This is a genomic window from Bacillota bacterium (assembly GCA_030019365.1).
Classification (GTDB): domain Bacteria; phylum Bacillota; class Sulfobacillia; order JACIYH01; family JACIYH01; genus JACIYH01.
This window is the reverse complement of the sequence record JASEFA010000005.1, coordinates 27,437-50,967: the sequence shown is the minus strand read 5'-3', so window position 1 is coordinate 50,967 and position 23,531 is coordinate 27,437. Positions and strand designations below refer to the sequence as shown.

Below are 23,531 nucleotides of genomic sequence, written 5' to 3'. Positions count from 1 at the left end.
TGCGCCGTGCTAAGGCCGGACCAGCACTTTGCCGGCCGGGCCCCTGCGTGCGCCCAGGGGTCCGGCGCCCGGCACGCCGAAGAGGCAGCACCTCACCTCGCGCCCGCCATCGGCAGACCCAGGCGGGCCAGCGTCTCCGCCCGGGGCCGGCCCTCTTCGTCCAGGCCCCGTAGCCGGTAGAACTCGATCAGCATGGATTCCGGTTCGGGAGACGACCCCGCCACCGGCCCCTCGTCGAAGGCTCTCAGCAGCCGGGCGGGCAGCAGGTCGTCCCTGCGGGTGACTCCGCGGGCGGTGTTGATGAGCCTCTTCAGCATCCATACCCGCTCCCCGGTCTCCCGCAGCCCCGCCACCGTGGCGGGACGCCCGGTGACCGCCTCAACGGCCTGGCAGACGTCGGTCTCGTCCAGGGCCACCAGGACGAAGTAGCAGAACAGCAGGCAGTTGCACGCCAGTCCCGTGAAATCCTGGGCTGCCGCCAGCAGGGCGGCCTTGCCTTCGCCGGACGGGCCCGGCAGGGGCTCCCCCGGTACCAGCACCGGCATGCTGGCCGCCCCCTGTTCCAGGAAGTAGTTGAGCTCGGAAACGTGGCAGGCCCCCCGGTACGAGGTAGCATAGGCCAGGGCCATGCCGTGGTTGACCCGGGGATCGTGCATGGGCACTTCCAGTCCCTTGACGTGCACCGCCGCGTCCCTGATAGCTTCGTCGTCGGGCAGCGCCGCCGCCAGCCGGCGCGTACCCTGCGCCAGCCACCTCCCCAGGCCCTCACCCGCCGCTGCCTGTCGCACCGCTTCCACCATGGCGGCGGCATCCCCCCAGCGCAACCTTAGGCTCCCCATCATCCCGGCGGGAAGAAGGCCGGCTTCGTCCAGCTCCGTGGCCATGGCGATGGTCCCACCCAGGCTGATGGTGTCCAGGCCGGCCCGGTTGCAGATCTCGTTGGCATGGGCGATGGCCCCCAGGTCGGCCACCTCCAGCAGGCTTCCCAGAGCGGCCAGGGTTTCGTACTCCGGCCCCGGCCCCTCCGCCCGCTCCGTACGCACCCGGCGCTTGCATCCCACGGGGCAGGCGAAGCAGCTTTCCCTTCCCACCAGGATGGACTCGTAGCTGGTGGCGTTTATGGCCTCCGCTCCCTCCCAGCCGGGGCGGGTCCAGTTGCGCACGGGGAGGTCACCGCTCAGGCTGGAGAGATCAATGGAACTGGCGGTTCCGGCAAAGGAGAGGGACTGGGTGACGATGTGTTCCCTGATCTTACCCAGCATGCGGGCACGGACTTCCCGCAGCAAGGCGGGGCTGGCCGCCGGCGGAAGCGTCCTGCCCCCCACGGCGATGGCCTTCAGGTTCTTGCTCCCCATGACCGCCCCCATGCCCGTGCGGCCGAAGGCGTGGCCCCGGTTGTGGATGATTGCGGCCAGGGGAGCCCGCCGCTCGCCGGCCGGCCCGATACACGCCACCGCCGCCAGTGCTCCCCGCAGGGCCCGGTCGAGCACGACGGCCGTGGTCTCGTACGTGTCCCGACCCCACAGATCATCGGCTGGGTGCATCACGGCACCGCCGTCCCCCACCTCTATCCAGCAGGGCCGGGCCGCCCGCCCTCTGATGAGGATGCCGTCCCAGCCCGCGGCCTTGAGGACGGGGCCGAAGTTGCCGCCCGCGTTGGCCTCCCCCCAGATGCCCGTGAGCGGCGAAAGGGCACACACCACCGACCGGGCCGTGCCGGGCAGGCCGCTACCGGTGAGGGGACCGGTGAAGAACACCAGGGGCGAACTGGCATCCAGGGGATCCTGATGCGGCAGGGCCGCTCCCAGTTCGCTCCAGACGAGCCAGGCCCCCAGGCCGCTGCCTCCCCCGAAGTGCTCGCCCCAGGTTTCCGGCCAGGCACGCGCTTGCACCCGGCCCCCGCCGAGGTCCACCTCCAGATAGCGCCCGTGCCAGCCGCTCATCTGCCCTCACCTCCCTCAGGCCGGGCGGCCCTTCTGTTCCAGAAGTTGCCGGTAGAGGCTGAACGCCGGCCCCAGCACGGGCACCAGCTTGATGGCCACCGACACCGGCCCCTGGGCCACGATCTGGCGCCGGGCCAGGGCGGTGAGCAGGTTCACCTTGCCCAGCCAGAACTCGTGGGCCACGTCCGCCTTCATGCTCATCACGACGTCGGGCTTGATGTCGGTGGGACCCAGGATGACGTCAAAGGGTGGCTCCTGGGGGTTCCTGGCATTGATAGTTATCACGGCCTCCGGTTCTCGATACTGGAACTGGATCAAGATCTTCGACGCCGCCACCTTGGGGGCCAGGTCGGCGTGCTCCCGGCCCTGGCGGAAGAGGCCCCCCAGCAGGTCGTACACGTCGTCGGCGTCCTTGAAATACGGCACCGGTACTCCCCCTTTCCATCCCCCCGCCCGGTCCGGCGGCAGGAGGTCCCATCCCGCCCCGCCCCAGTCGCGGCCCGGGCGTTCACCTACAGCACGGCTCTGACCATGGCCACCAGGTCGTCGTACTCGGGCCAGCGGGGGTTGGCAGCCAGGGATCCGTCGGCAAGGGCCAGCTCCGCCACTACGGGCACGGCGTCCTCACCCACCCCCGCGGCCCCCAGGCTGCGCTGTATCCCCAGAGAATCTATGAAGGCGGCCACCCCGTCCACCACCCTCCCGGCCGCCACCTCGCCGGCTCGCCCCCGATCCTCCCGCTGCGGCTGGCCGGGGACGGCCGCCCCGGGCGCGGGCACCCCCGGCAGGCCCATGGCGCGGCCCAGCTCGATCAGGCGCTCCTCGTTGCCCGGCAGGTTGAAGCGCATCCCCTCGGCGAGAAAAATGGCGTTGGCCAACCCGTGGGGCACACCGTACCGCCCGCCCACGGCATGGGCGAGAGCGTGCACCACCCCCACCATGGGATGGTTGAAGGCCATCCCGGCCAGGCAGGCCGCCACCTGCATGTGGGCGCGGGCCTCCAGGTCGGCGCCGCAGGCGGTGGCGCGGGGCAGGAAGCGTCCGATCAGGCCCGCGGCCCGCAGGGCGAGCGCATCCGAAACGGGGTCGCGGTTACCCGACAGGAAAGCCTCCACCGCATGGGTGAGGGCATCTATTCCGGTGCTGGCGGTGAGGAAGGAGGACATGCCCACCGTGAGCTGGGGCGCCAGGACCGCCAGGTGAGGCGCCAGATACGCGCTCACAAAAGGCAGCTTCTCTCCCCGCTCCGTATCCCTGATCATGGCGAAGAAGGTTACCTCGCTGCCCGTGCCCGCCGTGGTCGGCACGGCCACCAGAGGACGCAGGGGCCGCTCCAGCACCCCCACCCCCTGCAGGTCCAGGATGTCCTGCCCCGTGGACACCATCATGTTGATGGCCTTGGCCGTATCGATGCTGCTCCCGCCCCCCACGGCCACCAGCACCCCGCCCCCCGCCTCGCGGTACGCCTGGGCGCCCAGCCGCACCGTGTCCAGGGAGCTGTCCGGACTCACCTCACCGAAAACCTCAACCTCCAGACCCCCCTGGCGGAGGGAGTCCACCACCATGGTTACCGGCTCCGCGTCTGCCAGCAAGCGGTCGGTCACCAGGAGCACCCGGCAGGATGGCTCCGGCTGCTCACCCCGGGCGACCAGCGCCGCCACCTCTTCGGCCAGGCTCGAGAGCACCTCCGTTCCCGCCACAACCCGCGTGGGCAACTGGAACTGGAAGAAACCCCATACCCGATCCCCCACACCGCACCCCCTCGCTGTCAAGGAAATATTCGCTATCCGTCGAATAACTCTTGCAGACGGAATGTCCAGAAGGGCTCGCCTCTCGCTTGAAGATCCGGAAGGTGAGGCGAGATGTATGCCCTTCAGCGTGGGTCTCCTCATGAACAGGGATCTGGCCCGGCGCTCATCGTCCTGCTGGTGGATCGCACGTCGCCCGTAGATGTGTGGGCCGCCTTCACACGGTGCGCACTCACCTGTCCAACCTGTGCCGCAAGACGGGGTGCCCCAACCAGCGCTCGCTGCTCCTGGCCACCATCAGCACTCGCTGGATGGGGGAAGAGCACCTGCCCGAGTGAGGATGGCACGCAGTTCGGCCCGGACCTCCTCGTCCAGAGGCAGGATGGGAGGCCGGGGCGGACCACCGTAATAGCCGATCATATCCAGGGCCGCCTTCAGGCCGGCAATCCCCCACCGGCTGGTCACCGCAGCATTGGCTGCCAGGATGCTCAGCTGGATGGCGCGCGCCTCCCCCAGGCGGCCGGCACCGGCCAGAGCCATGATGTCCGCGCACCGGTCCGGTATCACATTGGCCACGGCCAGGGTGCCGCCCACACCGCCCATCAGGATGGTGGGCAGCAGGAAGCTGCCGGACCCGGCAAAGACGGCAAATCCGGGCGGGGCTCCGGCCAGGATCTCGGAGATCTGCACGATGTTACCCGAGCTGTCCTTGATGCCCGCGATGTTGGGGTGCTCGGCCAGCCCCACCACCAGCCTGGCGGGCAGGTTGAGGCCGGTGTTCCCGGGCATGTTGTAAATCATGATGGGGATGGGCGAGGCCTCTGCCACATCCAGGTAGAACCGTTTGAGGGCTGCCTCGGTCATCGATCCCTTGTAGTAATGAGGATTGAGCACCAGGGCGGCGTCGGCTCCCAGCTGGGCCGCCTTCTTGGTGAAGCGGATGGTGGCCCGCGTCGACTCGCACCCCGTGCCCGCGATGACGGGCCGGTCCGCGGGGAAGTGCTCCCGCACGAACCCCACCAGAGCCTCCTTCTCGTCCGGCTCCAGCAACGGGAACTCGCCGTTGCTCCCCAGCACCACCAGACCGGCCAGGCGGGTCCGGGCCCACCGGGCCAGGTTATCCCGCAGCGCTCCGTACGCGATTTCCCCGTCTTCACCGAACGGTGTGGGAATCGGCGCGAACACTCCTCTGAACCTTGCCTCTGCCATGCTGTTACTCCCCCCGGTCGCCTTCCGTATCCGTCTTGCCAGCTCATGTGTCTTCCCCACACCCGCGTGCAAATCCTGCCCGGCCGGCATCCAGCCGACCCCACACCAGGCGGTCGGAGAACACACCGTCGCGCAGGACTGCCAGGCGCCGCCGGGCTTCCTGGAGGAAGCCAAGCTCCTGCAGGACGGGAAACACCCAGGCCTCGTCAGCATAGGTGTCCAGCTGCAGACGGTGCAAGAGGAGCCAGTGATCGGCCAGGTTGAGCGCCGCACCAAGCAGGGCCCGCACCACCCCGTCGGGTGGGAAGCCCAGCGCGACCGCGAGGGGACTGCCCGGAGGCGGCACCAGCAGGGTGATCTCAGCACCCCGCGAGAGCCGGGAGCGCCAGGGCACCAGGCGGACCTCTCCGCACACCTCACCGCGCCACAGGGCCACGAAAACGTGAACCGGTGCCGGGGGGAATGACTCGAGTTCTCCCGCGATCTTCTTCTCGTCCGGAGGGGGAAACGGCAGCAGGAGGCTGTTCCGCATCAGCTCGGGGTCGCAGTACAGCCGCACCAGCCCGGCAGCATCGCCGGGGGCCGGTGGGCGCACCTCGAGGGCGGCCGCACCGCCCGGGGCCATCGCCTCCCCTTCAGGACCGATGGCGCCGCCCGGGGCCATCGCCTGCCGCTCGAGATCGCTGGTGCGGCGCGAGGCCGCTGAGTGTGCCTGCGGATCGCTCGTGCTGCCTGGGGCTGCTCCTTGCCAGCGGATGCGGCTCATGACCACCGTGTCCACATAAGCACCGTCACGGATGACGTGGTGCAGCCTCCGTCCTTCCTCTTCAAAGCCGAACCGCCGGTACAGGCGGAGGGCCACCTCGTTGTCGGGGTACACGTCCAGTTCCACCCGGACCGGCCGCCAGTACCGGTCGGCCAGGTCCAGGGCAGCCGTCATCAGACCAGTCCCTATCCCCTGCCCCTGGTACTCGGGGTCTACCGAGATGCCCAGGCCCACCACGTGATCCTGCCGCCCGGAGAAGCGGTGCAGGGACACCATTCCGACCACCCGGGCTGGCCCGACGTCGCCCGTCCCGGCCCCTCCTATCGCCTCGGCCACCAGTTGAATGGTGTTCTGCGGGTCCTGGAACCACCTGGTCATCCATCCCAGCTGGAGCGACGGCAACTGCAACGTTTGGCGGAGGACCAGCGGGTGGCGGAACCACCTGTATATCGCGGGCAGGTCTTCCCGTCGCAGCATCCTCACCTGCACGTGCTGCTCGTGCCTCATGCTCGAGCCCCCTTGATTACGTCCACACCGTGCTCACTCATCCAGCCTGCCCATGGAGGCATGGGCTCTCATGGCCAGGAGCAGGAGCCCCATCGAGGCCACGCAGCAGATACTGGCCACGACGAACGAGACCCGCATTCCCGCTCGCCCGATGAGCACTCCCCAGAGGAGGGGTCCCACCACCCAGAAGGCACCCTCCAGGGTGCTCAGGAAGGATAGGGCCGTGGCTCTCTCTTCTCTGATGTGCTCGTTGCGCAGGAGGGCGATCCCGGTGCTGCGGAAATAGCTGCTCGCCACCGCCACCACCACCAGGCATACGAAGACGGCGGGTACGGTGGCGAGGGCCATGAGCAGGTAAGCGGCAGCAGCAGCCGCAGTCGGATAGACCAGCAGGGCCCGGTAACGGGTGACCTTCATGCGAGAGAGAATCAGCCCGGCGCCCGCCGCCGCCGTGGCCGTGATCCCGAAGGACAGGGCCACCCGGGCCGGATTGACGTGCCACTCCTCCACCACAAACGTCAGCCACCAGGCACTGTTAATCCAGATGGGCAGCGTCATGAAGAAGCTCTGCAGGGCCAGAAGCTGCAGCACCCGGCTCGACCTGAACTGACCCAGCCCGCTCGCTAGCACCTCCCGCCACCGCCGCGCCCGGGATCCGTAGTTCTCGGGAAAGGTCAACACGAGCAGGCCCACACCCAGGATGATCGCCCCGGTAAGGGCAATGGGAGCCCTGATGTTCGCGCGCGTCCCCAGCCAGGTCGCCATCCCCGCACCCGCCAGGGTCAGGGGCACCGAGTAAAGGTACAGGGCCGCCATCGCCCGCCGGGTACCGTCCTGCCCGGCATGGTCGTACAGCCACGCTTCCCGGGACCCGCTCGACAGCGCCCAGGAAATCCCCTGCAGGATGGGGACCGTCAGTGCCTGGCGGAAGGTCATGGCGCGGCTCAGCCAGAACATGGCACCCGCGTAAACGAAGAGGGCCGCCGCCCAGGTGGCACGACGCCCCGCCCTGTCGGCCACGGCACCGGTCAGGTAATCGAGGGCCATGGTGACCCAGCCGCCCAGGGCCACAAAGGTGGCGAACTGGCCGGGAGTGAGCCCGATGCCCCGCTCCGTGGTGAGGAACTGCAGGTAGAAAGGGTCCAGCATCTTGAAGGCAAAGAACTCGACCGCCCCCACGGCCAGCACGTACCTCACCACGAAGTACCGGTATCCGGCCGTCCTCATCCCCAGTGCTCCCGCCGGAAGCGGCCCTCCATCAGCCGGCACTTCCTGCCACCCCGTCCGCCGGGTCAGCACATCTGACCCGCCCTGCCCCTTCACCAGCTTCTTCGTGCCCCCGTGCTTTCCCTCTGGCAAAACCGGTGGCGTAACAGTACGTACAACCGTGGCGGCAGGTGCCGTACGTCCCTATGTCGCGGCTCTCCACGCACCGGCAGGCTGGACGCTGTCCGGGGTCTTTCCGGCCGCTCACCCGGATACCGAAGGTACCCCGGATGAATCCGTCGTCGATGCACTTCCCGGGCCGGATGCCCAGAGGGGTGAGGTCTTGGAGCTCGGCGCAGCTGGAGATGTCCAGGCCGTTTGACCGGGATATGGCGGCCAGATCGGCAAGGAGGCTATCCATGACCGGAGTGCCGGGGCCCGAGAGGTCCAGGCGCACAGACGCCCGGCGGGCCGCCCGGCGCAGCATCGCCCCCGCACGCCGGTAGTCGTCGAACACGCTGACCACCACGCGCCGGGTGTGGCCGGCCAGCCGGGCGGCAAGGCCCTCAAATTGCCTGCGGTGGTAATCCGGTGGCGTGGCATCACTCAACACGATGGGATCGTATCGCCAGATCACCCGGTCGGGGGACACCGCATCCGCCAGGCGGGCGAAGGCGTCCAGGATCTCGGGGAGGGGACGGACCCCGGGCTCGAGAAAGGGCGGATACCCGTTCACCGTGAAATGGAGGTAGAACCGGTAGCCTCGCGCCGCCAGCTCCGGGAGCACCGACAGGAGAGGAGCCGGGTCCTTGCTCCAGAAGACGATCACGTCCACGTCCTCCGGCCGCAAGGAAACCCGCACCTGCCGCCGGGGATCAAGGGGATTGGGATAAACACAGTACCCGGCCCGCACCCGCTCCAGGAACCAGGGGGTGTGGAATCGCGGGATATCGGTTCGCCTGCTGGCACTGATGATCACGACCTCATCCTACCACGGACCTCCGCGCCATACCAGGCCCGCGACGTTCCGCGCCGTGATGATCCTGGCCGATCTCCGGGTGCGCGGCAATGCTGATGAGCATGGCGGCGTGGTTGAGTGAGCCAGATTCCAGTGCGGTGCGCAGGTGGCCGATGGTCAGGCAGGACATGGGTCGGCCCACGTGTAAATACCAGCCGGAGAAGCCTGCCCGCCACGGAGCCGGGAAGGCGGGAGGTGCCATGCCGCTATCGGTACGTGAAGCACTCACCCTGGGTGTACTGAGACGTGCGGTCCTGTTGACGGGGGAGCGGGGCCTGGACAGACCGGTCGAGTGGGTCGAGGTCCTGGAGACACCCGATGGCGCACGGTGGGTCCGCCCGCGCTCCCTGGTGCTGACGACCTTTTACGCTCTGAAGGACGACCCGGGGGCACAGCGTACCGCGGTCGATCAACTCATCTCGGTCGGTGCGTCGGGGCTGGCGGTGGCGCTCAGGCCGGGGGTCAGACTCGCCACCGAGGTCTGGCTGCCGCCAGCCGAGGCAGCCGACTTCCCCGTCGTACAACTACCGCCGGACGTGGCGTACTGGCAGGTGATGGTCCCTGTCATCGAAGCGGTAGTGGCAGGCCGCCCGCGCCCGGCCGAAAGCGGGGTCGGCTTCGGCCCGACTCCCGGAGCGATCGGAGGCTTCCAGGGCGGGCGCAGCCTGCAGGATCTGGTAGAGGAGCTGTCCCTGTTGCTGGGCGGACGGCCGGCCGCCGTCGCCGCGCAGGACCGCAGCATCCTCGCGTCCACCGTTCCCATGGCAGCCACCCTGCGTCACGACCTCGCGGTCGCTCTGGCGCAGGGAGAATTCCAGGCAGGGAACCCGAGGGGCTGGCGTGTTACCGCTGGCGGTGGCGGAGCGTGGGGGGACTGCTGGGCCTACCCCATCTCGGTGGAGCACCGGTTACTCGGGTTTCTTCTCTTGGGGTTCGGCGAAGCGCCAGCCGGTGGGGACGCTCTCGCGGTCGAGCACGGGATAGCGTCGGTTGCCCTGGCGCTTGCCAACCACCGGGCTACGGCGGAAGCGGCCTGGCGGATGCAAAGCGAGCTCCTCGTACAGCTCCTATCCGGCGAGGTCAAGGAGGACGAAAAACTGGAGCCCGATGCCGCCGCTCTCGGCTGGTCGCTGCGGGGCTCAAGGGTGGCGGTCGTCATTGAGCTCCACCTTCACCCTGGTACTGGGCTCGCAGAGAGGGTGGAGCTCATGCGGACAGCCGCAGAGGCCGTGTCCGGTGCCTTCCTGGAGAGGACCGGGGAGAAACGCGCACCGGCAGGGAGTTTCGAGGGAACGGTAGTATCTTTTCCGGCCGTCATACCCTCCCGCCGGGGAGGGGAAGGAGGCGATCTGGAGCGGGAGCAGGCCGCCGGCACCGTCATCATGCAAGCACTCAAGCACACTGTCGGTGTGCCCTTCCAGTGCGGTATCGGCCCACCCTTTCAGGGCGTTGCGCAGCTCAGGCACAGCTGGTCTCGCGCGCGGCTCGCTCTGGACATCGGGAAGACGATCCACCCCGAAAGGGAACTGCACTTCTGGGATGAAATCGATCTCTTCCACATCGCTTCCCTGGTGGCTGACACGGACGCAGCCAGGGAACTGCACACCCGGATCGTAAAGCCGCTGGCCGATCACGATGCGCTCCGCCACGGGAAGCTGCTGCCCACACTGGAGGCGCTGATCACGGCGGGAGGAAACCGCACCGTGGCAGCCCGCCAGCTATACCTGCACAGGGGTACCGTGAAATACCGCATCGAGCGGATGGCAGATCTCCTGGGATTTGACCCTCTGGCTCCGCGCATGTTGCCCAAGGTGGCCCTGGCCCTGGCGCTCTGGCGCCTGGGATATCACCCCTTTGACCAAACTGCGCAAGAATAACGGTGTCATTTTTGGCTAGGCGGTTCAAAGGACACTCCCGTTTCCCGCGCGAAATGGTCACCCAACCTGGGGACAGGCCAGAACCGTGAAAAGCGGGGGTGGGAAGCTGCGTTGAGAGGATTCCGTGCCGCAAGCGGCGGTTAACTCGAGTGTGCGCAGAGAGGGAGGGACAGGGTGATGGAGGCACGGTGGGCGGGAAGACGCCGGGGGGTGTGGCTGGTCGCCCTCCTGGCTGTGGTTCTAGGTGTGGCGCTGGTGGCCACCTCTTGTACCAGGTCGGCCGGTCCGCCCCAGGCACAGCAGACCAGGCTGACCCGTGTCGACCTCTACGGTGACCCTGAGAATCTGGATCCCATCCTCAAGGACAAGATCACGGCCCTGGTGCTGAATTCGGCCATTTTCGAGCAACTGCTCAACTACGACGTGGTGCAGAAGAAACTCACCCCGGAGCTGGCCACAGACTGGACCGTGAGCCCTGACGGGCTAACCTACACCTTCAAGCTGCGTCAGGGGGCAAGGTTCCACAACGGCCGGGAGATAAAGGCCGACGACGTCAAGTACTCGTTCGAGCGCCTGCTGAATCCGGATAACATGTCGCCACTGTCTTCAACCCTGGCGTCCATCAAGGGAGCCAAGGATTTCGCGGAGAAGAAGGCAACCGAGGTTGCCGGCATCAAAGTGACCGGCCCGTACAGCCTTACTATCGAGCTGGCCGAGCCCGATCCTACATTCCTCCTCCGGCTCACCAACATCTGCTGTTCCGTAGTCCCCAAGGAGGAAGTCCAGAAGCTGGGGGCCGACTTCGGCATGAAGCCGGTCGGAAGCGGGCCTTACAGGTTCGACTCATGGGTCAAGGACTCCAAGGTGGTGCTGGTGGCGAACAAGGACCACTGGGCCGGCCCCCCCAAGACTGATGTCATCGAGACCCTGATCGTCAAGGAGGCTGCCACCCGCGATGCCATGTTCGCCGCCGGGCAGATCGACTACATGCTGCTCGGGGATCCCCAATACCTCAAGTACAAGAACGACCCCAAGTGGGCAAACAACCTGGTGGAAGTACCCGAGTTGTATACCCGGCACATCGCCTTCAACTGCCAGAAGCCTCCCTTCGACAACAAGCTGGTGCGGCAGGCTATCAATTACGCCATTGACCGCAAGACTCTGGTAGAGACTCTGCTGCAGGGGAAGGCATATCCGGCCACCGGGCTCTTCCCTCCCTCGCTCATGGGATACGACCCGGCCCTCAAGGGCTACCCCTACGATCCAGAGAAGGCCAAGGCCCTGCTGAAAGAGGCGGGATACCCCAAAGGTTTCGAATTTGAAGTCCTGTGCACCTCTCACCCTGCCTGGGGTTCGCCGGCGGTGGAAGCCATCCAGCCTTACCTGGAGGCGGTGGGAATCAAGGTCAACCCGGTCCAGGTGGAGTGGGGGGTCATGATCGACCGCGCCAATGCCGGGGACTTCCAGGCCTATATGTACTCTGTGTGCGGAGCCGTGCACCCCTACGACTGGCTGCTGCTATTCCACAGCAAGTCCTTCGGAGGCGCCGGCAACCGCGTGCGCTACAGTAACTCCGAGGTTGACCGGCTGGTGGACCAGATGAAGGCGACGACGGACGAAGGGGAGATGATCCGGCTGGCCCGGGAGGCCGAGAAGATCATCGTGGACGATGCGCCCTGGTGGTTCTTCAACTACAACAAGGCGGTGATCGTCCACCAGCCCTGGGTCAAGGGCCTCATCCCCAACCCCGTCGACATGGACTACCAGCCCCTCGACAAGCTCTCCGTGGAGGGCAAACCATGAGCTGCGGGGGAGGGGTCAGCCAGTACCTGCGACCCCTCCCCCCTCCCCCGGAGGTAAGAGACGCTGACAAGGTACGTATGGCGCCGCCTGCTGATGCTGGTTCCGCTGCTGGTGGGAATCACCCTGGTCACTTTCGTGCTCATGAACGTGATACCCGGGGATCCCACCATCAGCCTGATGGATCCTAAGCGCGGCCAGTTGGATCCCCAGGCGGCCGAGCGTATCCGGGAGCGGTGGGGGCTCAACGACCCCACCTACCTGCAGTACCTCAAGTTCCTGTTCAACGCCGTGCGGGGAGACCTGGGCTTTTCCTTCCGCTTCAATCAGCCCGTCACCCGGATCATCCTGGAGCGCTTTCCGGCGACGCTTGAGCTGGGTGCTGCGGCTCTGGCGGTCGCCACGACCATAGGCGTCCCGGGTGGCATCGCGGCCGCTGTGCGCCAGGGGGGCTGGATCGATGCCTCCCTGATGGGATTCTGCGTGGCAGGCGTATCCATGCCCGTGTTCTGGCTGGGCTTGCTGCTCATGTATCTTTTCGCGGTGAAGCTGGGCGCGCTCCCGGCGGGAGGGTACGGGTCTCCTGCCTTCCTGGTGCTGCCCAGCGTGACCCTGGGCCTTTCGTCCATGGCCATGCTCTCCCGCATGACCCGTTCTGCCATGCTGGAAGTGCTCCGCCAGGACTACATCCGCACCGCGCGGTCAAAGGGACTGGCGGAGCGCGTGGTGATATACAAGCACGCCCTGCGGAACGCCCTGGTTCCCATGGTGACCGTCATGGGTGTACAGGCGGGATGGCTCCTCACCGGCGCCGTGATCACGGAGAACGTGTTCGGATGGCCGGGGGTGGGCAGGCTGCTGGTGGACTGCATCGGCCAGCGAGACCTGCCCGTGGTGCAGGGGTGCGTATTGTTCACGGTGGGCATGTTTGCGCTGGTGAACCTGGCGGTGGATGTACTGTATGCGTACATCGACCCCCGCATTCGAGTAGAGGGCTGAGGGAGGGAGAGGCGACGCTGCTGGGCAGGGAACTGTGGCGCCACCGGTCGTTCCGGATCGGGGCCATACTGGTGGGAGTGGTGCTGCTGGCTGCCCTCTTCGCCCCCTGGCTGGCCCCGTACGATCCCATCAAGTACTTCGATAACCGCAGCGCCCTGCACTCGCCCAGCCGTCAGTTTCCCCTGGGGACCGACAACATAGGCCGTGATCAGTTGAGTCGCCTTCTGTTCGGCGCGCGCATTTCGCTTACCGTGGGGGTAGCGGTGGAGACGGTAGCCGTTTCCGCCGGGACCGTCGCGGGCTTGCTGGCCGGGTACTTCGGGGGCCGGGTAGACGAAGTGGTGAGCTGGGTGGTTAACCTCACCTTCGCGTTCCCCGGGCTGTTGCTGGCCATCGCCACCATGGCGGTCCTGGGGCCAGGGCTCACCAACGTGATCGTGGCCCTGGCGCTGGTGAGCTGGCCGGGCATGGCGAGGCTGGTGCGGGGAGAGGCCCTGCGCGTGCGGGAGCAAGAATTCGTCACGGCGGCGCGAGCGCTGGGAGCCAGGGATGCCCTGATATTGGTGCGCCACGTGCTCCCCAACTGCGTCGCCCCCCTGCTGGTGGCAGCCACGCTGGGCATGGCAGGGGCCATTCTGGACGAATCCGCCCTCAGCTTCCTGGGCCTGGGGGTACAGCCCCCGCACCCGAGCTGGGGTTCCATGTTGGGGAGGGGCCGGGACTACCTCTGGGCCGCCCCCTGGTTGACCACCTTTCCCGGTATGTGCATTGCGGTGACCATCCTGGGCCTCAATCTCCTGGGAGACGGCCTCCGCGATGTCCTCGACCCGCGCATGCGCGGTTCCAAGTGATAAGACCATCCCGGCCCGCACGGACCAGATGACCTGCACGAAAGGTGGGACTGAACATGGCACTGAAAGGGAAGATCCTGCGCCCCGGAGACACCATAGCGCTGGTGTCGCCCGCATCCCCGGTGCACCCCGATGCCCATGTCTCCATTGAAATGCTGGAACTGGCGAGAAAGCGCCTGCATGACATGGGATTCCGCACCATGCTCTCGCCCAATGCCCTCAAGCTGCGGGGGTACCTGGCAGGCCGGGACGAGGAGAGGGCGGCGGACCTGATGTGGGCCTTCCAGAACCCCGAGGTGGACGGCATCGTGTGCATCCAGGGCGGTTACGGGACACCCAGGATCCTCCCCCTGCTGGACTACGGGACCATAGCGCACCACCCCAAGGTATTCGTGGGATACAGCGATATCACCGCCATCCACTGCGCGGTGGCCGGGTTGGCGGGGCTGGTCACCTTTCACGGGCCCATGGCCGGTTACGACATGAGCAAGGAATTCACCTACACCAGGGAATGGTTCGAGCGAGCGGTGACCCGGCCCGAACCCCTGGGGGAACTGAGGAACCCGCCCGAGGGACCACCCCTGCAAACCATATGCCCCGGCCGGGTTACCGCCCCACTCACCGGAGGGAATCTCTCCCTTCTCGTGACCACGCTGGGCACTCCGTATGAGTTGGACACGGCCGGCAAGATCCTGCTCTTCGAAGACGTGGGTGAGGTGCCGTACCGCTTCGACCGCATGCTCACCCACCTCAAGCTGGCAGGGAAGCTGGATGCCGCAGCCGGATTCATCATCGCTGAATGCGTAGACTGCGTACCGGGCAACACCAAACGCCCCATGCTCACCCTGCGGGAGATCATCGGCGACCTCATCGAACCCCTGGGCAAGCCCGCCATTTACGGGCTGGCGGCCGGCCACGGCGAACGGCGCCTGACCCTTCCCCTGGGCGTGCGGGTGACCCTTGCCGCCTCGAACTGCTCTGTGATCGTGGAGGAAAGCGGGGTACGGACGTGAGGATCCTCCTGGCGACGCCCGTCCTCGGGGCTAACCTGGCGGGCTGGCAAGAGTATGTGACGCGCCTCGGTCTCCCCGGGTCAGTATCGGTGGAGTGCTGGGGCCTGGAGGAAGGACCGCGGGCAGTGGAAACCCTCTACGACGAGGGAGAGGCCGCCCACTACCTGGTGAAAGGAACACTCGATCGCTGCGGCCGGGAACCGGTGGTGGATGCCGTGGTGATCAACTGCTTCGGCGATCCCGGCCTGCACCCCCTGCGGGAGCTCCTGGACATCCCCGTGGTGGGGGCGGGGGAGGCAGCCTGGCTGCTGGCCTGCTCGCTGGGGTGGCGGATCGGACATGTCTCCATTCTGAACAACTCGGTCTCCCATGCCCACATGCGGGCCGCCCAGCTGGGCACAGCCCATCGCCTTGCCGCCAGCATTCCCGTCCCCATGGGCGTGCTGGAACTGGGGGCAGATCGGGAAAGGACGGTGGCGGCCATGGTGGCGTGCGCTCAGGAGGCCATCAACCGCCACGCCGCCGACGTGATCGTCCTGGGATGCACCGGGATGTACGCGTACGTCCACGCGGTGCGTGAACAGGTGCCCGCCCCCGTCGTGGAGCCGACGGAGGCCGGGCTATGGCTGGCGGTAACGCAGGCTCGTATCGGGTTCCGGTACTGCCGCAGGTGGCTCTACATGCCCGCGCAGCCCCCGGCGGGGATCCCTAAGGGCTGACGGAAGCTTCGTAGACAGCACGCGCCACTTCGGCGATGGCCCGTGCCCCGTCTGCATTGCTACGCAGGCCCCAGGTGAACACCACCTTCACACTCCTTCTGCGGCATTCCAGTCCGCGAGTTTCAGACGGTAGATCACCTGGGGTCGTCCCCGCGCTTGCCGAATTCCCTGCCCGACGCGCTCCGCCAGCCCGCACCTCATCAGGTGACGGAGGATGCGCTGGGCCGAGCGTACGGTGGTGCCCGTCGAGCTCGCCAGTACCTCGCTGGTTATCCCCGTGCCACCAGCCGCGTACCAGGCCTGCAGAACCCGGCGCAAGGTCGGGGCGCTGATCCCGGCTCGGCTGGCCAGGGCGAGCAGCCCCGGATGCGTGGCACGCAGGGCTCTTGGCACCCCGCAGCCCGCGGCGAAGCGGGGGCTAATCGGTCCCATCACCTCCCCACCGGCAGATACGTAGGCATTGCCCCCCGGAGACCTGCGCGCCAGCTCGAGGGCTCTTTCCGCCTCCTGCTGCGCGTCATGGGCGTGGAGAGCCAAGCCGATGCCGGCTCGTGCACTAGCTCCCAGGCGATCCTCCAGCAAGCCCAGCAGAGGGAGAGCACGGTAGCATCCCGTGCATTCATCCAGATCCCCTTTCGAGGTGTACAGGGCAAAGCGGAACCCGCCCAGGTGCAGCACTGCCGCCCGCATTTGCCGACCACCGTGCACCAGCACGGCCTGGGCCTGAAGCCGCGCGTGCTCGCGCTCATAGGGGTCGTCCGTCTGCGAAGGTGGGTCGACTTCGACGAGCACGACGGCGAGTTGCCCCTCTTCGGCCCGGTGAGTTTGCCCCCTCGACTCCACCAACCGCAGGGTAGCCCGGATGCTTTCCGCCGAAAACGACATGCTGTCGCTTATGGTGCCAAGCTACGCTTGTATTCGATGAATGCCACCCCGAATCCTCCTTGGTTCAGGGAACGATGGCGCTGGCTCGCTACTCTTGCAACTTTCGGTACAGGCGGGCCAGCTCCCAATCCTGCAGTGAGCGCTTGAGATCGATAGCACACTGGCGGACGCGGGCCAGGAGCTCCGGGATCAGGGCGCCGTCCGCCTCGATGCCGGACCTGCGCAGGCAATCCAGGACGGCGGCCGCTCCCGAGTGCTTGCCCACCACCAGGCGACGGACCAGCCCCACCTCGCCCGGATCAAAGGGCTCGTATGTGCTGGGATCCTTCAGGACACCATCCACATGGATGCCCGACTCGTGTGCGAACACACCAGGCCCCACCACGGACTTGCCAGGGGGTACCGGCCTGCCCGCGGCCGCACCCACGTATTCAGCCACCCGGGCCAGGTACCGGGTGTCAACGCCCGTCTCATACCCCAGCAGGTGCTTGAGCCCCATCACCACTTCTTCCAGGGCTGCATTCCCGGCTCTCTCACCCAATCCCCCCACCGTCACGCCCACGAACGACGCTCCCGCCATGACTCCGGCCAATGCGTTGGCGGTGGCCAGTCCCAGATCGTTGTGGGTGTGCATCTCCACGGGCAACCCGGGTACCCCCTGCAGCAAGCGGCCGACCGCCTCGTGCACTGCGAGAGGATGCATCAGGCCCACCGTATCGCAGAAGCGGAGGCGGTCCGCCCCCGCATCCCGCGCCGTCCTGGCGAACTCCACCAGGAATGCCGGGTCGGCCCGCGAGGCATCTTCGGCGCTCACGGACACGTATAGCCCCTGCTTCTTGGCCATCTCCGTGGTGCGCGCCATGGTGTCCAGGACCCACCGCCGCGTCGTCCTCAGCTTCTTCTCAATCTGGATGTCGGAAGCGGAGATGGAGAGGGCCACCGCGGGGGCACCGCAGTCAAGGGAGTGCCGCAGGTCCTCCGGTAGCGCGCGGTTCCACGCCATAACCCTGGCCCTGAGACCCAGGTGCGCGATCGTGCGCACCGCTTCCTTCTCGGCTCCCTCCATGACCGGGACGCCAGCCTCGATCTCGTCCACTCCCAGATCGTCGAGCAGGCACGCGATGTACTCCTTCTCCCTCGGCGTGAACACTACGCCTGCGGTCTGCTCCCCATCGCGCAGGGTGGTATCCACCACGAAGATGCGTCTGCCACTCACAGCGTCTCACCCCCATACCTGGATTTAAGGATGATTGTATACATGTATCCACCGCTGTCAAGCCCCGGAGCGGCAGCGGTCCTCCCCCTCCAACCCGGCCAGGAGTGACAACGCCCGGCTGTCCCCGAACGGGTGTCGGAGGCGCCGGGCTGGCCAGATGGTGATGGAGGTAGCCGTCGGCCCCGGGGGCAGCCCGGGGTGTGCACAGTGAGTACCTTGGCGCAAAGCTAATCCATGTTCAGCTTTGGGCAGGAAAGGCTGACCTGCGCGGGTACAGGTCGCAGATCACGTCCACGCCCCCCTGATGAGCAGGTCGAGCAACGAGGTGACCTCCCGCCGGTTTGTTCTCAAAAGCTGGGCGGGCACATGATACCGCCCGTTCGCCCCAACCGCCCGTTCGCCCCAACCGTCCAGCGTCAGTGGATCACCTGGCCGGCCCGTTCGCCCCAGCCATCCGGGGTCAGGGCCGGGCGCCCGTTCACAAACACCCACGATATCCCCACCGGGCGTACCTTGGGCCGGGCAAAGGAAGCAGTGTCCCGGATGTGCCGCGGGTCGAACAGCACCAGGTCCGCCCGGTATCCCTCGCGCACCAGCCCCCGGTCGCGCAGGCTCAACTTCCCGGCTGGCAGGCCGGTCATCTTGTGCACGGCCGCCTCCAGGGAAAGCAGCCCCCGGTCCCGACAGTAGTGGCCCAGGACGCGGGGGAACGTCCCGAACGACCGGGGATGAGGGAAACGACCCCCCACATCCCCTTCCAGGGGAAGGGCGAAGCCGTCGGAACCCACCATGACGTCCGGGCGGGCAACCCCCCGCTCCACGTCGGCCTCACTCATGGCGTAGCCTATCACCCTGACGTGAGGGCCGCACTCCAGCAAGAGGTCGAACAGGAAATCATAGGGATCCCGGCCGCCCGCCGCGGCCAGCGTCCCCAGGTCGCGCCCGTCGCGCGCAGGATCATCGGTGCCATCGATCACGAAGTCCGTCCATTCCATCCCCCGCACAGACGAGGTCCACGCCGGCAGTCCCTCGAACATGGCCTGCCGGATGGCCCGGCGACCACTCTCGCTCTTCAGCACCCCACGCCAGTCCCCCGCCATCACCTCGGGGGGCAGGAACGATCCCAGCGAGGTATTGTAGGCGGCGTACGGATACTGATCGCAGCCCACGGCATGACCCTCCCTGCGGGCCGCGTCAATCAGCGCCAGGGCCTCCGGCAGCTTTCCCCACATGATGCGGCTCTCCGCCTTGAGGTGGGACACCTGGCTGGAGGCGCCCGTCCGCCGCGCGATCTCGATGGCTTCCGAGATCGCTTCCAGGAGGGTCTCGCCCTCACCGCGGACGTGGCTGGCGTAGATCCTGCCCGCGCAGGCGACCACAGCGGCGAGGGCGACCAGTTCCGCGGTCGTGGCGTAGCAGCTGGGATAGTAGATGAGGCCCGAGGACATGCCGGCCGCGCCGTCCGCCAGGGCCTGCTCGACCAGCGCCCGCATGCGCCGCATCTCGACCTCGCCGGGAGCGCGGGTGTCGCGACCCAGCACCTGCTCCCTGATGGCCGCATGACCCACCAGAGCCACCACGTTTACCGCCGGGCGGGCAGCCTCCAGGGCAGCCAGGTACTCGGCAAAGGAGCGCCATTCCCAGCGTACGTCCATCCCACAGGCCAGGAAGGTGGCATCCTCCTGCATGGCCAGGGCAGGGGCGCCGCCCGCGACCCCCGGCCAGGGGGCGGGCGAGAAGCCGCAGTTGCCCACCACTACGGTGGTCACGCCCTGGCAGATCATGCTCTCTGCCCGAGGAGCGACAAGAAGGGTGAGATCGGAATGGTTGTGGATGTCTATGAACCCGGGAGCCAGTACCAGTCCCCCGCCATCGATGAGCTGTGCCCCAGCCAGTCCCACCGGCTCGCGCATCAACTGGGGCTCCGCCAGCCCCTCACACCCGTCCCTTACCCGGATCTCCGTCAGTCGGTCGGGAGCTCCCCTGACGTCCGCCGCCGGGGCTAGCCTGCGGATAGCGCCGATCCGCCCCTCCGAGATGCCCACGTCTGCCGCAAAGGCAGGCCCGCCGGAACCGTCCACCACCGTGGCGCCCTGGATCACCGTCTCGAACAACCAGCATCTCCTCCCATCACGCATCGCGGTAAGGGTCCAGGGCGTCGCGCAGGGCGTCGCCACACAGGTTGAACCCCAGCACCACCACCACTATGGCCAGGCCTGGCGCCAGAGTCATCCAGGGGGCCCGGTAGATGAAGTTGCGCCCCTCGCTGAGCATGGCGCCCCAGCTCGGGGCGGGGGGCTGCGCCCCCAGGCCCAGGTAGCTGAGGGCCGATTCCACCAGGATGGCCGACGCCATCCCCATGGTGGCCAGGACCACGTTGGGGGAAATGGCATTGGGTACGATGTGCCTGAGCAGCACCATCCCATCCGAGGCACCCAGGGATCGGGCTGCCTCGACGAACTCCTTCTCACGCAGGGAAAGGACCTGCGCCCTCATCACCCGCGCGTACTGGGGCCAGGTGACCAGTCCCAGGGCGATCATGGCGCTGGTGAGACCGGGCCTCAAAACCGCGACCAGACCGATGGCCAGGAGAATGGTGGGAAACGACCACATGACGTCGACCAGGCCTACGATGAGCATGCCTGCCCATCCCCCCCAGTAGCCCGCCACCGCGCCCAGGGCCGTTCCCACGGTCGCCCCTATCCCCACCGCAATGGCCCCCACCGCCAGGGAAATGCGTGTGCCCCAGATGATGCGACTGAGGATGTCGCGGCCGAACTCGTCCGTGCCGAGGGGATGGGCCCGGCACGGGGGCAGGAGAATCCTGTTCAGGTCCTGGGCCCTGTAACTGTATGGGGCCAGCCAGGGCGCCAGGGCCGCCACCCCGAGGAAAACCAGGACCACGATCACCCCCACCCGCGCAGACGTCCTGCGCGTGAACCGCCTCCACTTCGACAACTAACCCACCGCCCCTCTTGCCTGCACCCGGCCGCCGTATCCCGCCTCAATGCAGACGGATGCGCGGGTCAAGGAGAACGTAGCACAGGTCCGCCACCAGGTTTGCCACTGCGACCGAGACAGCCAGGACCAGGAGACAGCCCTGCACCACGGGGTAGTCCCGGGCCAGGATGGCCTTCACCATGAGACGGCCCATCCCGGGCCTGCTGAAGACCTCTTCCAGCACCACCGACCCGGCCAGCATGTAACCCACCTGCAGGCCCACCAGTGTGGTGACGGGAAGCATGGCGTTGCGCAGAGCATGCTTGTATATCACCACCCGCTCGGCCAGGCCCTTTGCCCTGGCCGTACGCACGAAATCCTGCCGGACCACGTCCAGCATGCTGGACCGCGTGGTGCGGGCGATCACCGCCGCCCCGGCCGCGCCCAGCGCGACCATGGGGAGGATGAGATGGCCGATCCCTCCATACCCGGAAACCGGCAACCACTTGAGCCGCACCGCGAAGGCCAGCATGAGCAGCTGCCCCAGCCAGAACTCCGGTACGGAGACGCCCAGCAGAGCACCCACCATGGTCGCCTGGTCTGCCGCCGATCCCGCCCTGGCGGCCGAAATGACCCCGGCCACCACCCCCGCCAGCACCGAGAGAGCAATGGCCGAGAATCCCAGCTCCAGAGTAACGGGTACGGCGGTGAGCAGGAGGTCTCCCACCGGCCGCCTCAACAATATGGAGGTCCCCAGCTCTCCCCGGGCGGCGTTGGCGAGGAAGGTCAGGTACTGCACCGGCAAAGGCTGATCCAGCCCCCAGGCCCGCCTGACACGCTCGTACACTTCCGGTGGCGCCCGCTCGCCCACCAGCAGAAGGACCGGGTCCCCCGGGGCCACGTGGATGATGCAGAACACCACCAGCGTGACCCCGAGGACGACCGGCACCATGAGAAGGATCCTGCGCAGGACGTACGTCCGCACCGCTACTTGCCGCCGCCTGCCGTCTTAAGCCAGACGTCGTTCAGGAAAACGTCGGCCGGGTGCAGGCGGTACCCCGCCACCATGTCCGTGCGCACCGCCTGGAGGTTGAGGGGATACCACAGGGGGCACCAGACGGCGTTGTCGATCAGGTACTTCTGCACTTCCAGGTACTTCTGCGTGCGCGCCTCCATGCTGGGTGACGTCTCCGCCGCCCAGATCATCTCGTCGGTCCTGGGGTCACGCCAGCGGGAATGGTTGGGGTAAGGGAACTGATGGCTGTCCAGGAACCACTGAAGGATGTCCGCACTGTCCCAGGAGTACTGGCGCATGAAGAGCTCCTGCTTGCCAGCCTTGAGCATGGCCACGTAGCTGGCCTCATCGTACTGCACCAGATCCGTCTTGATTCGCACCGCCTCCAGCATGGGCTGGATGGCCTGGGCCACCCGCACGTGCTCGGTGCGGTTCTGAGTGGCCAGGGTGCACTTGAAGCCCTTGGGATACCCGGCCTCCGCCAGAAGCTGCTTCGCCGCCTCGGGATCGTAGCGGTGGGCCTGCTTGTCAAGGTAGAACTCCGCCAGAAGCGGGGGCAGGTATCCATAGGCGGGCTGAGCCAGGCCAAAGAACACGGACTTCACCAGGGCCTCCCGATCGATGGCCAGGTTGATGGCCCGGCGGACGCGCACATCGCTGAACGGCTTCTTGTCCGTGGCGATGCCCAGATACCCGAGGCCGAATGCGGGCTCCTTGAGGACCTCCACGTTGGGGATCTGCCGGGCCCGATCGTAGTGTTCAACCGGCAGGCTCAGCAGGATCTGCACGTTACCCGTTTCCAGCTCCGCCAGCCGGGTGGCCGCATCGGGGATCATGCGATACGTGACCGTATCCAGATACGGCGGGCCCTGATTCTCACACCAGGGGGGAGCCCACGCATAGTCGGGGTTGCGCTCGAAGACCATGCGGTCCCCCGGTACCCATTCCTTCAGCTTGAAGGGCCCAGTCCCTGCCACCACCGTGGTCCCGTACTGCTTGGTTCCCTTGGGTCCGTACTTCTCGTAGGCGACCGGGTCCTGAATGGCTCCGTAAGTCTGGCTCACCCGGAACAGCAGGTTGGGATAGGGCTTATCGAGCTTGAACACGATGGTGTTCTCGTCAGGGGTCTCCATCCCCTTGATCCACGCATAGTCAAGCGCGTTGGCAGCCGCGGTTGCCGGGTCAAGCAATACCTCGAAGTGCCGCTTCACGGCCTGCGACGTGAGGGGGGTACCGTCGTGGAACTTGACCCCCTTCTTGAGGTGGAAGGTCCAGGTCAGCCCGTCCGGCGAGGACTCCCACCGTTCTGCCAGCGCCGGAGCATACTTGTAGTCCCAGTCGCGACTGGCCAGCGACTCGTAGACCAGCTGGAGCCCCCCGGACCAGGTCACGTGATACAGATCAAAGGTATCCGGTTCCCGGTCCGTGGCCACCACCAGGTTACCCCCCCGCTGCGGTCCCGCGGGCTGCGCGGGGGGTTGCTGGGCCTGTTCCTTCTTCGCGCAACCCGCCGCCCCGGCCATGACCAGCGCCGTCGCCAGCAGGAATACCACTGCCACTCTGCCCATTCGACCTCTGAGGTCCCGGCTCATGCTGCTCCCTCCCCGAGTGAAAGTGCACCCCGGCCCCGCCTGCCCGGACGAAGAGCCCTTCGCCTGGCGAGACTGTCCAGCGCACCGTCTCGACCAAACGGACAGTTGCCCCGGAGTTGGTCTATCTACTTCGCTGGCCGGCGAAAAACTCCTGCTTCTCTACAAGATGATGAAACCCCGGCGCTCGCGCAGAGCATGGTGGGGCTGGCGGACTTCCTGAGCCTGTT

Annotated in this window: 19 protein-coding genes; 6 read left to right on the top strand and 13 right to left on the bottom strand. The window is 67.0% G+C overall.

All coding sequences use genetic code 11. From position 1 onward, the window contains the following. Positions 1 to 92: 92 nt before the first annotated feature. From QME70_09060 to QME70_09030, 7 genes are all read right to left on the bottom strand, one after another. Positions 93 to 1,943: an aldehyde ferredoxin oxidoreductase family protein gene (locus QME70_09060; GenBank protein MDI6894738.1), complete on the bottom strand. Its 1,851-nt coding sequence runs from the start codon at positions 1,941 to 1,943 to the stop codon at positions 93 to 95. Between the two features lie 15 nt (positions 1,944 to 1,958). After that, positions 1,959 to 2,369 carry an SCP2 sterol-binding domain-containing protein gene (locus QME70_09055; GenBank protein ID MDI6894737.1) on the bottom strand — a complete coding sequence of 137 codons (411 nt, stop codon included), beginning with the start codon at positions 2,367 to 2,369 and terminating at the stop codon, positions 1,959 to 1,961. 86 nt (positions 2,370 to 2,455) lie between these two features. Further along, the gene (locus QME70_09050; GenBank protein MDI6894736.1) at positions 2,456 to 3,694 is read right to left on the bottom strand and encodes an iron-containing alcohol dehydrogenase; all 1,239 of its coding nucleotides are present in this window, start codon (positions 3,692 to 3,694) and stop codon (positions 2,456 to 2,458) included. Between the two features lie 294 nt (positions 3,695 to 3,988). Further along, entirely contained in the window at positions 3,989 to 4,900 is a 912-nt protein-coding gene (locus QME70_09045; GenBank protein ID MDI6894735.1) for a dihydrodipicolinate synthase family protein, read from the bottom strand. 43 nt (positions 4,901 to 4,943) lie between these two features. Then, positions 4,944 to 6,173 carry a GNAT family N-acetyltransferase gene (locus tag QME70_09040; protein ID MDI6894734.1) on the bottom strand — a complete coding sequence of 410 codons (1,230 nt, stop codon included), beginning with the start codon at positions 6,171 to 6,173 and terminating at the stop codon, positions 4,944 to 4,946. Between the two features lie 33 nt (positions 6,174 to 6,206). Further along, the gene (locus QME70_09035; GenBank protein ID MDI6894733.1) at positions 6,207 to 7,400 is read right to left on the bottom strand and encodes an MFS transporter; all 1,194 of its coding nucleotides are present in this window, start codon (positions 7,398 to 7,400) and stop codon (positions 6,207 to 6,209) included. Between the two features lie 31 nt (positions 7,401 to 7,431). Next, positions 7,432 to 8,358, bottom strand: a complete 927-nt coding sequence (locus tag QME70_09030) for a DUF1848 domain-containing protein (protein MDI6894732.1) — start codon at positions 8,356 to 8,358, stop codon at positions 7,432 to 7,434. 152 nt (positions 8,359 to 8,510) lie between these two features. Between QME70_09030 and QME70_09025 the strand changes: the two genes are divergently transcribed. The 6 genes from QME70_09025 (at position 8,511) to QME70_09000 (ending at position 15,656) form a co-directional block, all read left to right on the top strand. Continuing rightward, positions 8,511 to 10,274 carry a PucR family transcriptional regulator ligand-binding domain-containing protein gene (locus QME70_09025; GenBank protein ID MDI6894731.1) on the top strand — a complete coding sequence of 588 codons (1,764 nt, stop codon included), beginning with the start codon at positions 8,511 to 8,513 and terminating at the stop codon, positions 10,272 to 10,274. A gap of 177 nt (positions 10,275 to 10,451) precedes the next feature. Further along, positions 10,452 to 12,077, top strand: coding sequence for an ABC transporter substrate-binding protein (locus tag QME70_09020; GenBank protein MDI6894730.1), 1,626 nt, complete (start codon positions 10,452 to 10,454; stop codon positions 12,075 to 12,077). 63 nt (positions 12,078 to 12,140) lie between these two features. Continuing rightward, a complete protein-coding gene (locus tag QME70_09015; GenBank protein MDI6894729.1) occupies positions 12,141 to 13,073 on the top strand; it encodes an ABC transporter permease in 933 nt (310 codons plus the stop codon). After that, positions 12,977 to 13,924: an ABC transporter permease gene (locus QME70_09010; GenBank protein ID MDI6894728.1), complete on the top strand. Its 948-nt coding sequence runs from the start codon at positions 12,977 to 12,979 to the stop codon at positions 13,922 to 13,924. The genes QME70_09015 and QME70_09010 overlap by 97 nt, the downstream gene beginning before the upstream one ends. 56 nt (positions 13,925 to 13,980) lie before the next feature. Continuing rightward, the gene (locus QME70_09005) at positions 13,981 to 14,937 is read left to right on the top strand and encodes an LD-carboxypeptidase (GenBank protein ID MDI6894727.1); all 957 of its coding nucleotides are present in this window, start codon (positions 13,981 to 13,983) and stop codon (positions 14,935 to 14,937) included. Beyond that, positions 14,934 to 15,656 (top strand): aspartate/glutamate racemase family protein, encoded by a 723-nt coding sequence (locus QME70_09000; GenBank protein MDI6894726.1) that lies wholly within the window; start codon positions 14,934 to 14,936, stop codon positions 15,654 to 15,656. Before QME70_09005 ends, QME70_09000 begins: the two co-directional genes overlap by 4 nt. A gap of 87 nt (positions 15,657 to 15,743) precedes the next feature. Here the strand turns inward: QME70_09000 and QME70_08995 are convergent, their stop codons facing one another. The 6 genes from QME70_08995 to QME70_08970 form a co-directional block, all read right to left on the bottom strand. Further along, complete coding sequence (locus QME70_08995) at positions 15,744 to 16,541, bottom strand: hypothetical protein (GenBank protein MDI6894725.1); 798 nt, start codon at positions 16,539 to 16,541, stop codon at positions 15,744 to 15,746. An 88-nt stretch (positions 16,542 to 16,629) separates the two neighbouring features. After that, complete coding sequence (nifV, locus tag QME70_08990) at positions 16,630 to 17,757, bottom strand: homocitrate synthase (protein ID MDI6894724.1); 1,128 nt, start codon at positions 17,755 to 17,757, stop codon at positions 16,630 to 16,632. Between the two features lie 416 nt (positions 17,758 to 18,173). Further along, the gene (locus tag QME70_08985; GenBank protein MDI6894723.1) at positions 18,174 to 19,871 is read right to left on the bottom strand and encodes a D-aminoacylase; all 1,698 of its coding nucleotides are present in this window, start codon (positions 19,869 to 19,871) and stop codon (positions 18,174 to 18,176) included. A gap of 16 nt (positions 19,872 to 19,887) precedes the next feature. Beyond that, a complete protein-coding gene (locus QME70_08980) occupies positions 19,888 to 20,715 on the bottom strand; it encodes an ABC transporter permease (GenBank protein MDI6894722.1) in 828 nt (275 codons plus the stop codon). Between the two features lie 46 nt (positions 20,716 to 20,761). Continuing rightward, the gene (locus QME70_08975) at positions 20,762 to 21,682 is read right to left on the bottom strand and encodes an ABC transporter permease (protein ID MDI6894721.1); all 921 of its coding nucleotides are present in this window, start codon (positions 21,680 to 21,682) and stop codon (positions 20,762 to 20,764) included. Between the two features lie 2 nt (positions 21,683 to 21,684). Beyond that, a complete protein-coding gene (locus QME70_08970; protein MDI6894720.1) occupies positions 21,685 to 23,304 on the bottom strand; it encodes an ABC transporter substrate-binding protein in 1,620 nt (539 codons plus the stop codon). Between the last annotated feature and the right edge of the window lie 227 nt (positions 23,305 to 23,531).

Excerpts from the sequence above, each read along its gene's own strand:
- QME70_09040 (MDI6894734.1), bottom strand. The coding sequence starts at position 6,173 with ATGAGGCACGAGCAGCACGTGCAGGTGAGGATGCTGCGACGGGAAGAC.
- QME70_09060 (MDI6894738.1), bottom strand. The coding sequence starts at position 1,943 with ATGAGCGGCTGGCACGGGCGCTATCTGGAGGTGGACCTCGGCGGGGGC.
- QME70_09005 (MDI6894727.1), top strand. The coding sequence starts at position 13,981 with ATGGCACTGAAAGGGAAGATCCTGCGCCCCGGAGACACCATAGCGCTG.
- QME70_09020 (MDI6894730.1), top strand. The coding sequence starts at position 10,452 with ATGGAGGCACGGTGGGCGGGAAGACGCCGGGGGGTGTGGCTGGTCGCC.
- QME70_09035 (MDI6894733.1), bottom strand. The coding sequence starts at position 7,400 with ATGAGGACGGCCGGATACCGGTACTTCGTGGTGAGGTACGTGCTGGCC.
- QME70_09045 (MDI6894735.1), bottom strand. The coding sequence starts at position 4,900 with ATGGCAGAGGCAAGGTTCAGAGGAGTGTTCGCGCCGATTCCCACACCG.
- QME70_08995 (MDI6894725.1), bottom strand. The coding sequence starts at position 16,541 with ATGTCGTTTTCGGCGGAAAGCATCCGGGCTACCCTGCGGTTGGTGGAG.
- QME70_08970 (MDI6894720.1), bottom strand. The coding sequence starts at position 23,304 with ATGAGCCGGGACCTCAGAGGTCGAATGGGCAGAGTGGCAGTGGTATTC.
- QME70_09025 (MDI6894731.1), top strand. The coding sequence starts at position 8,511 with ATGGTCAGGCAGGACATGGGTCGGCCCACGTGTAAATACCAGCCGGAG.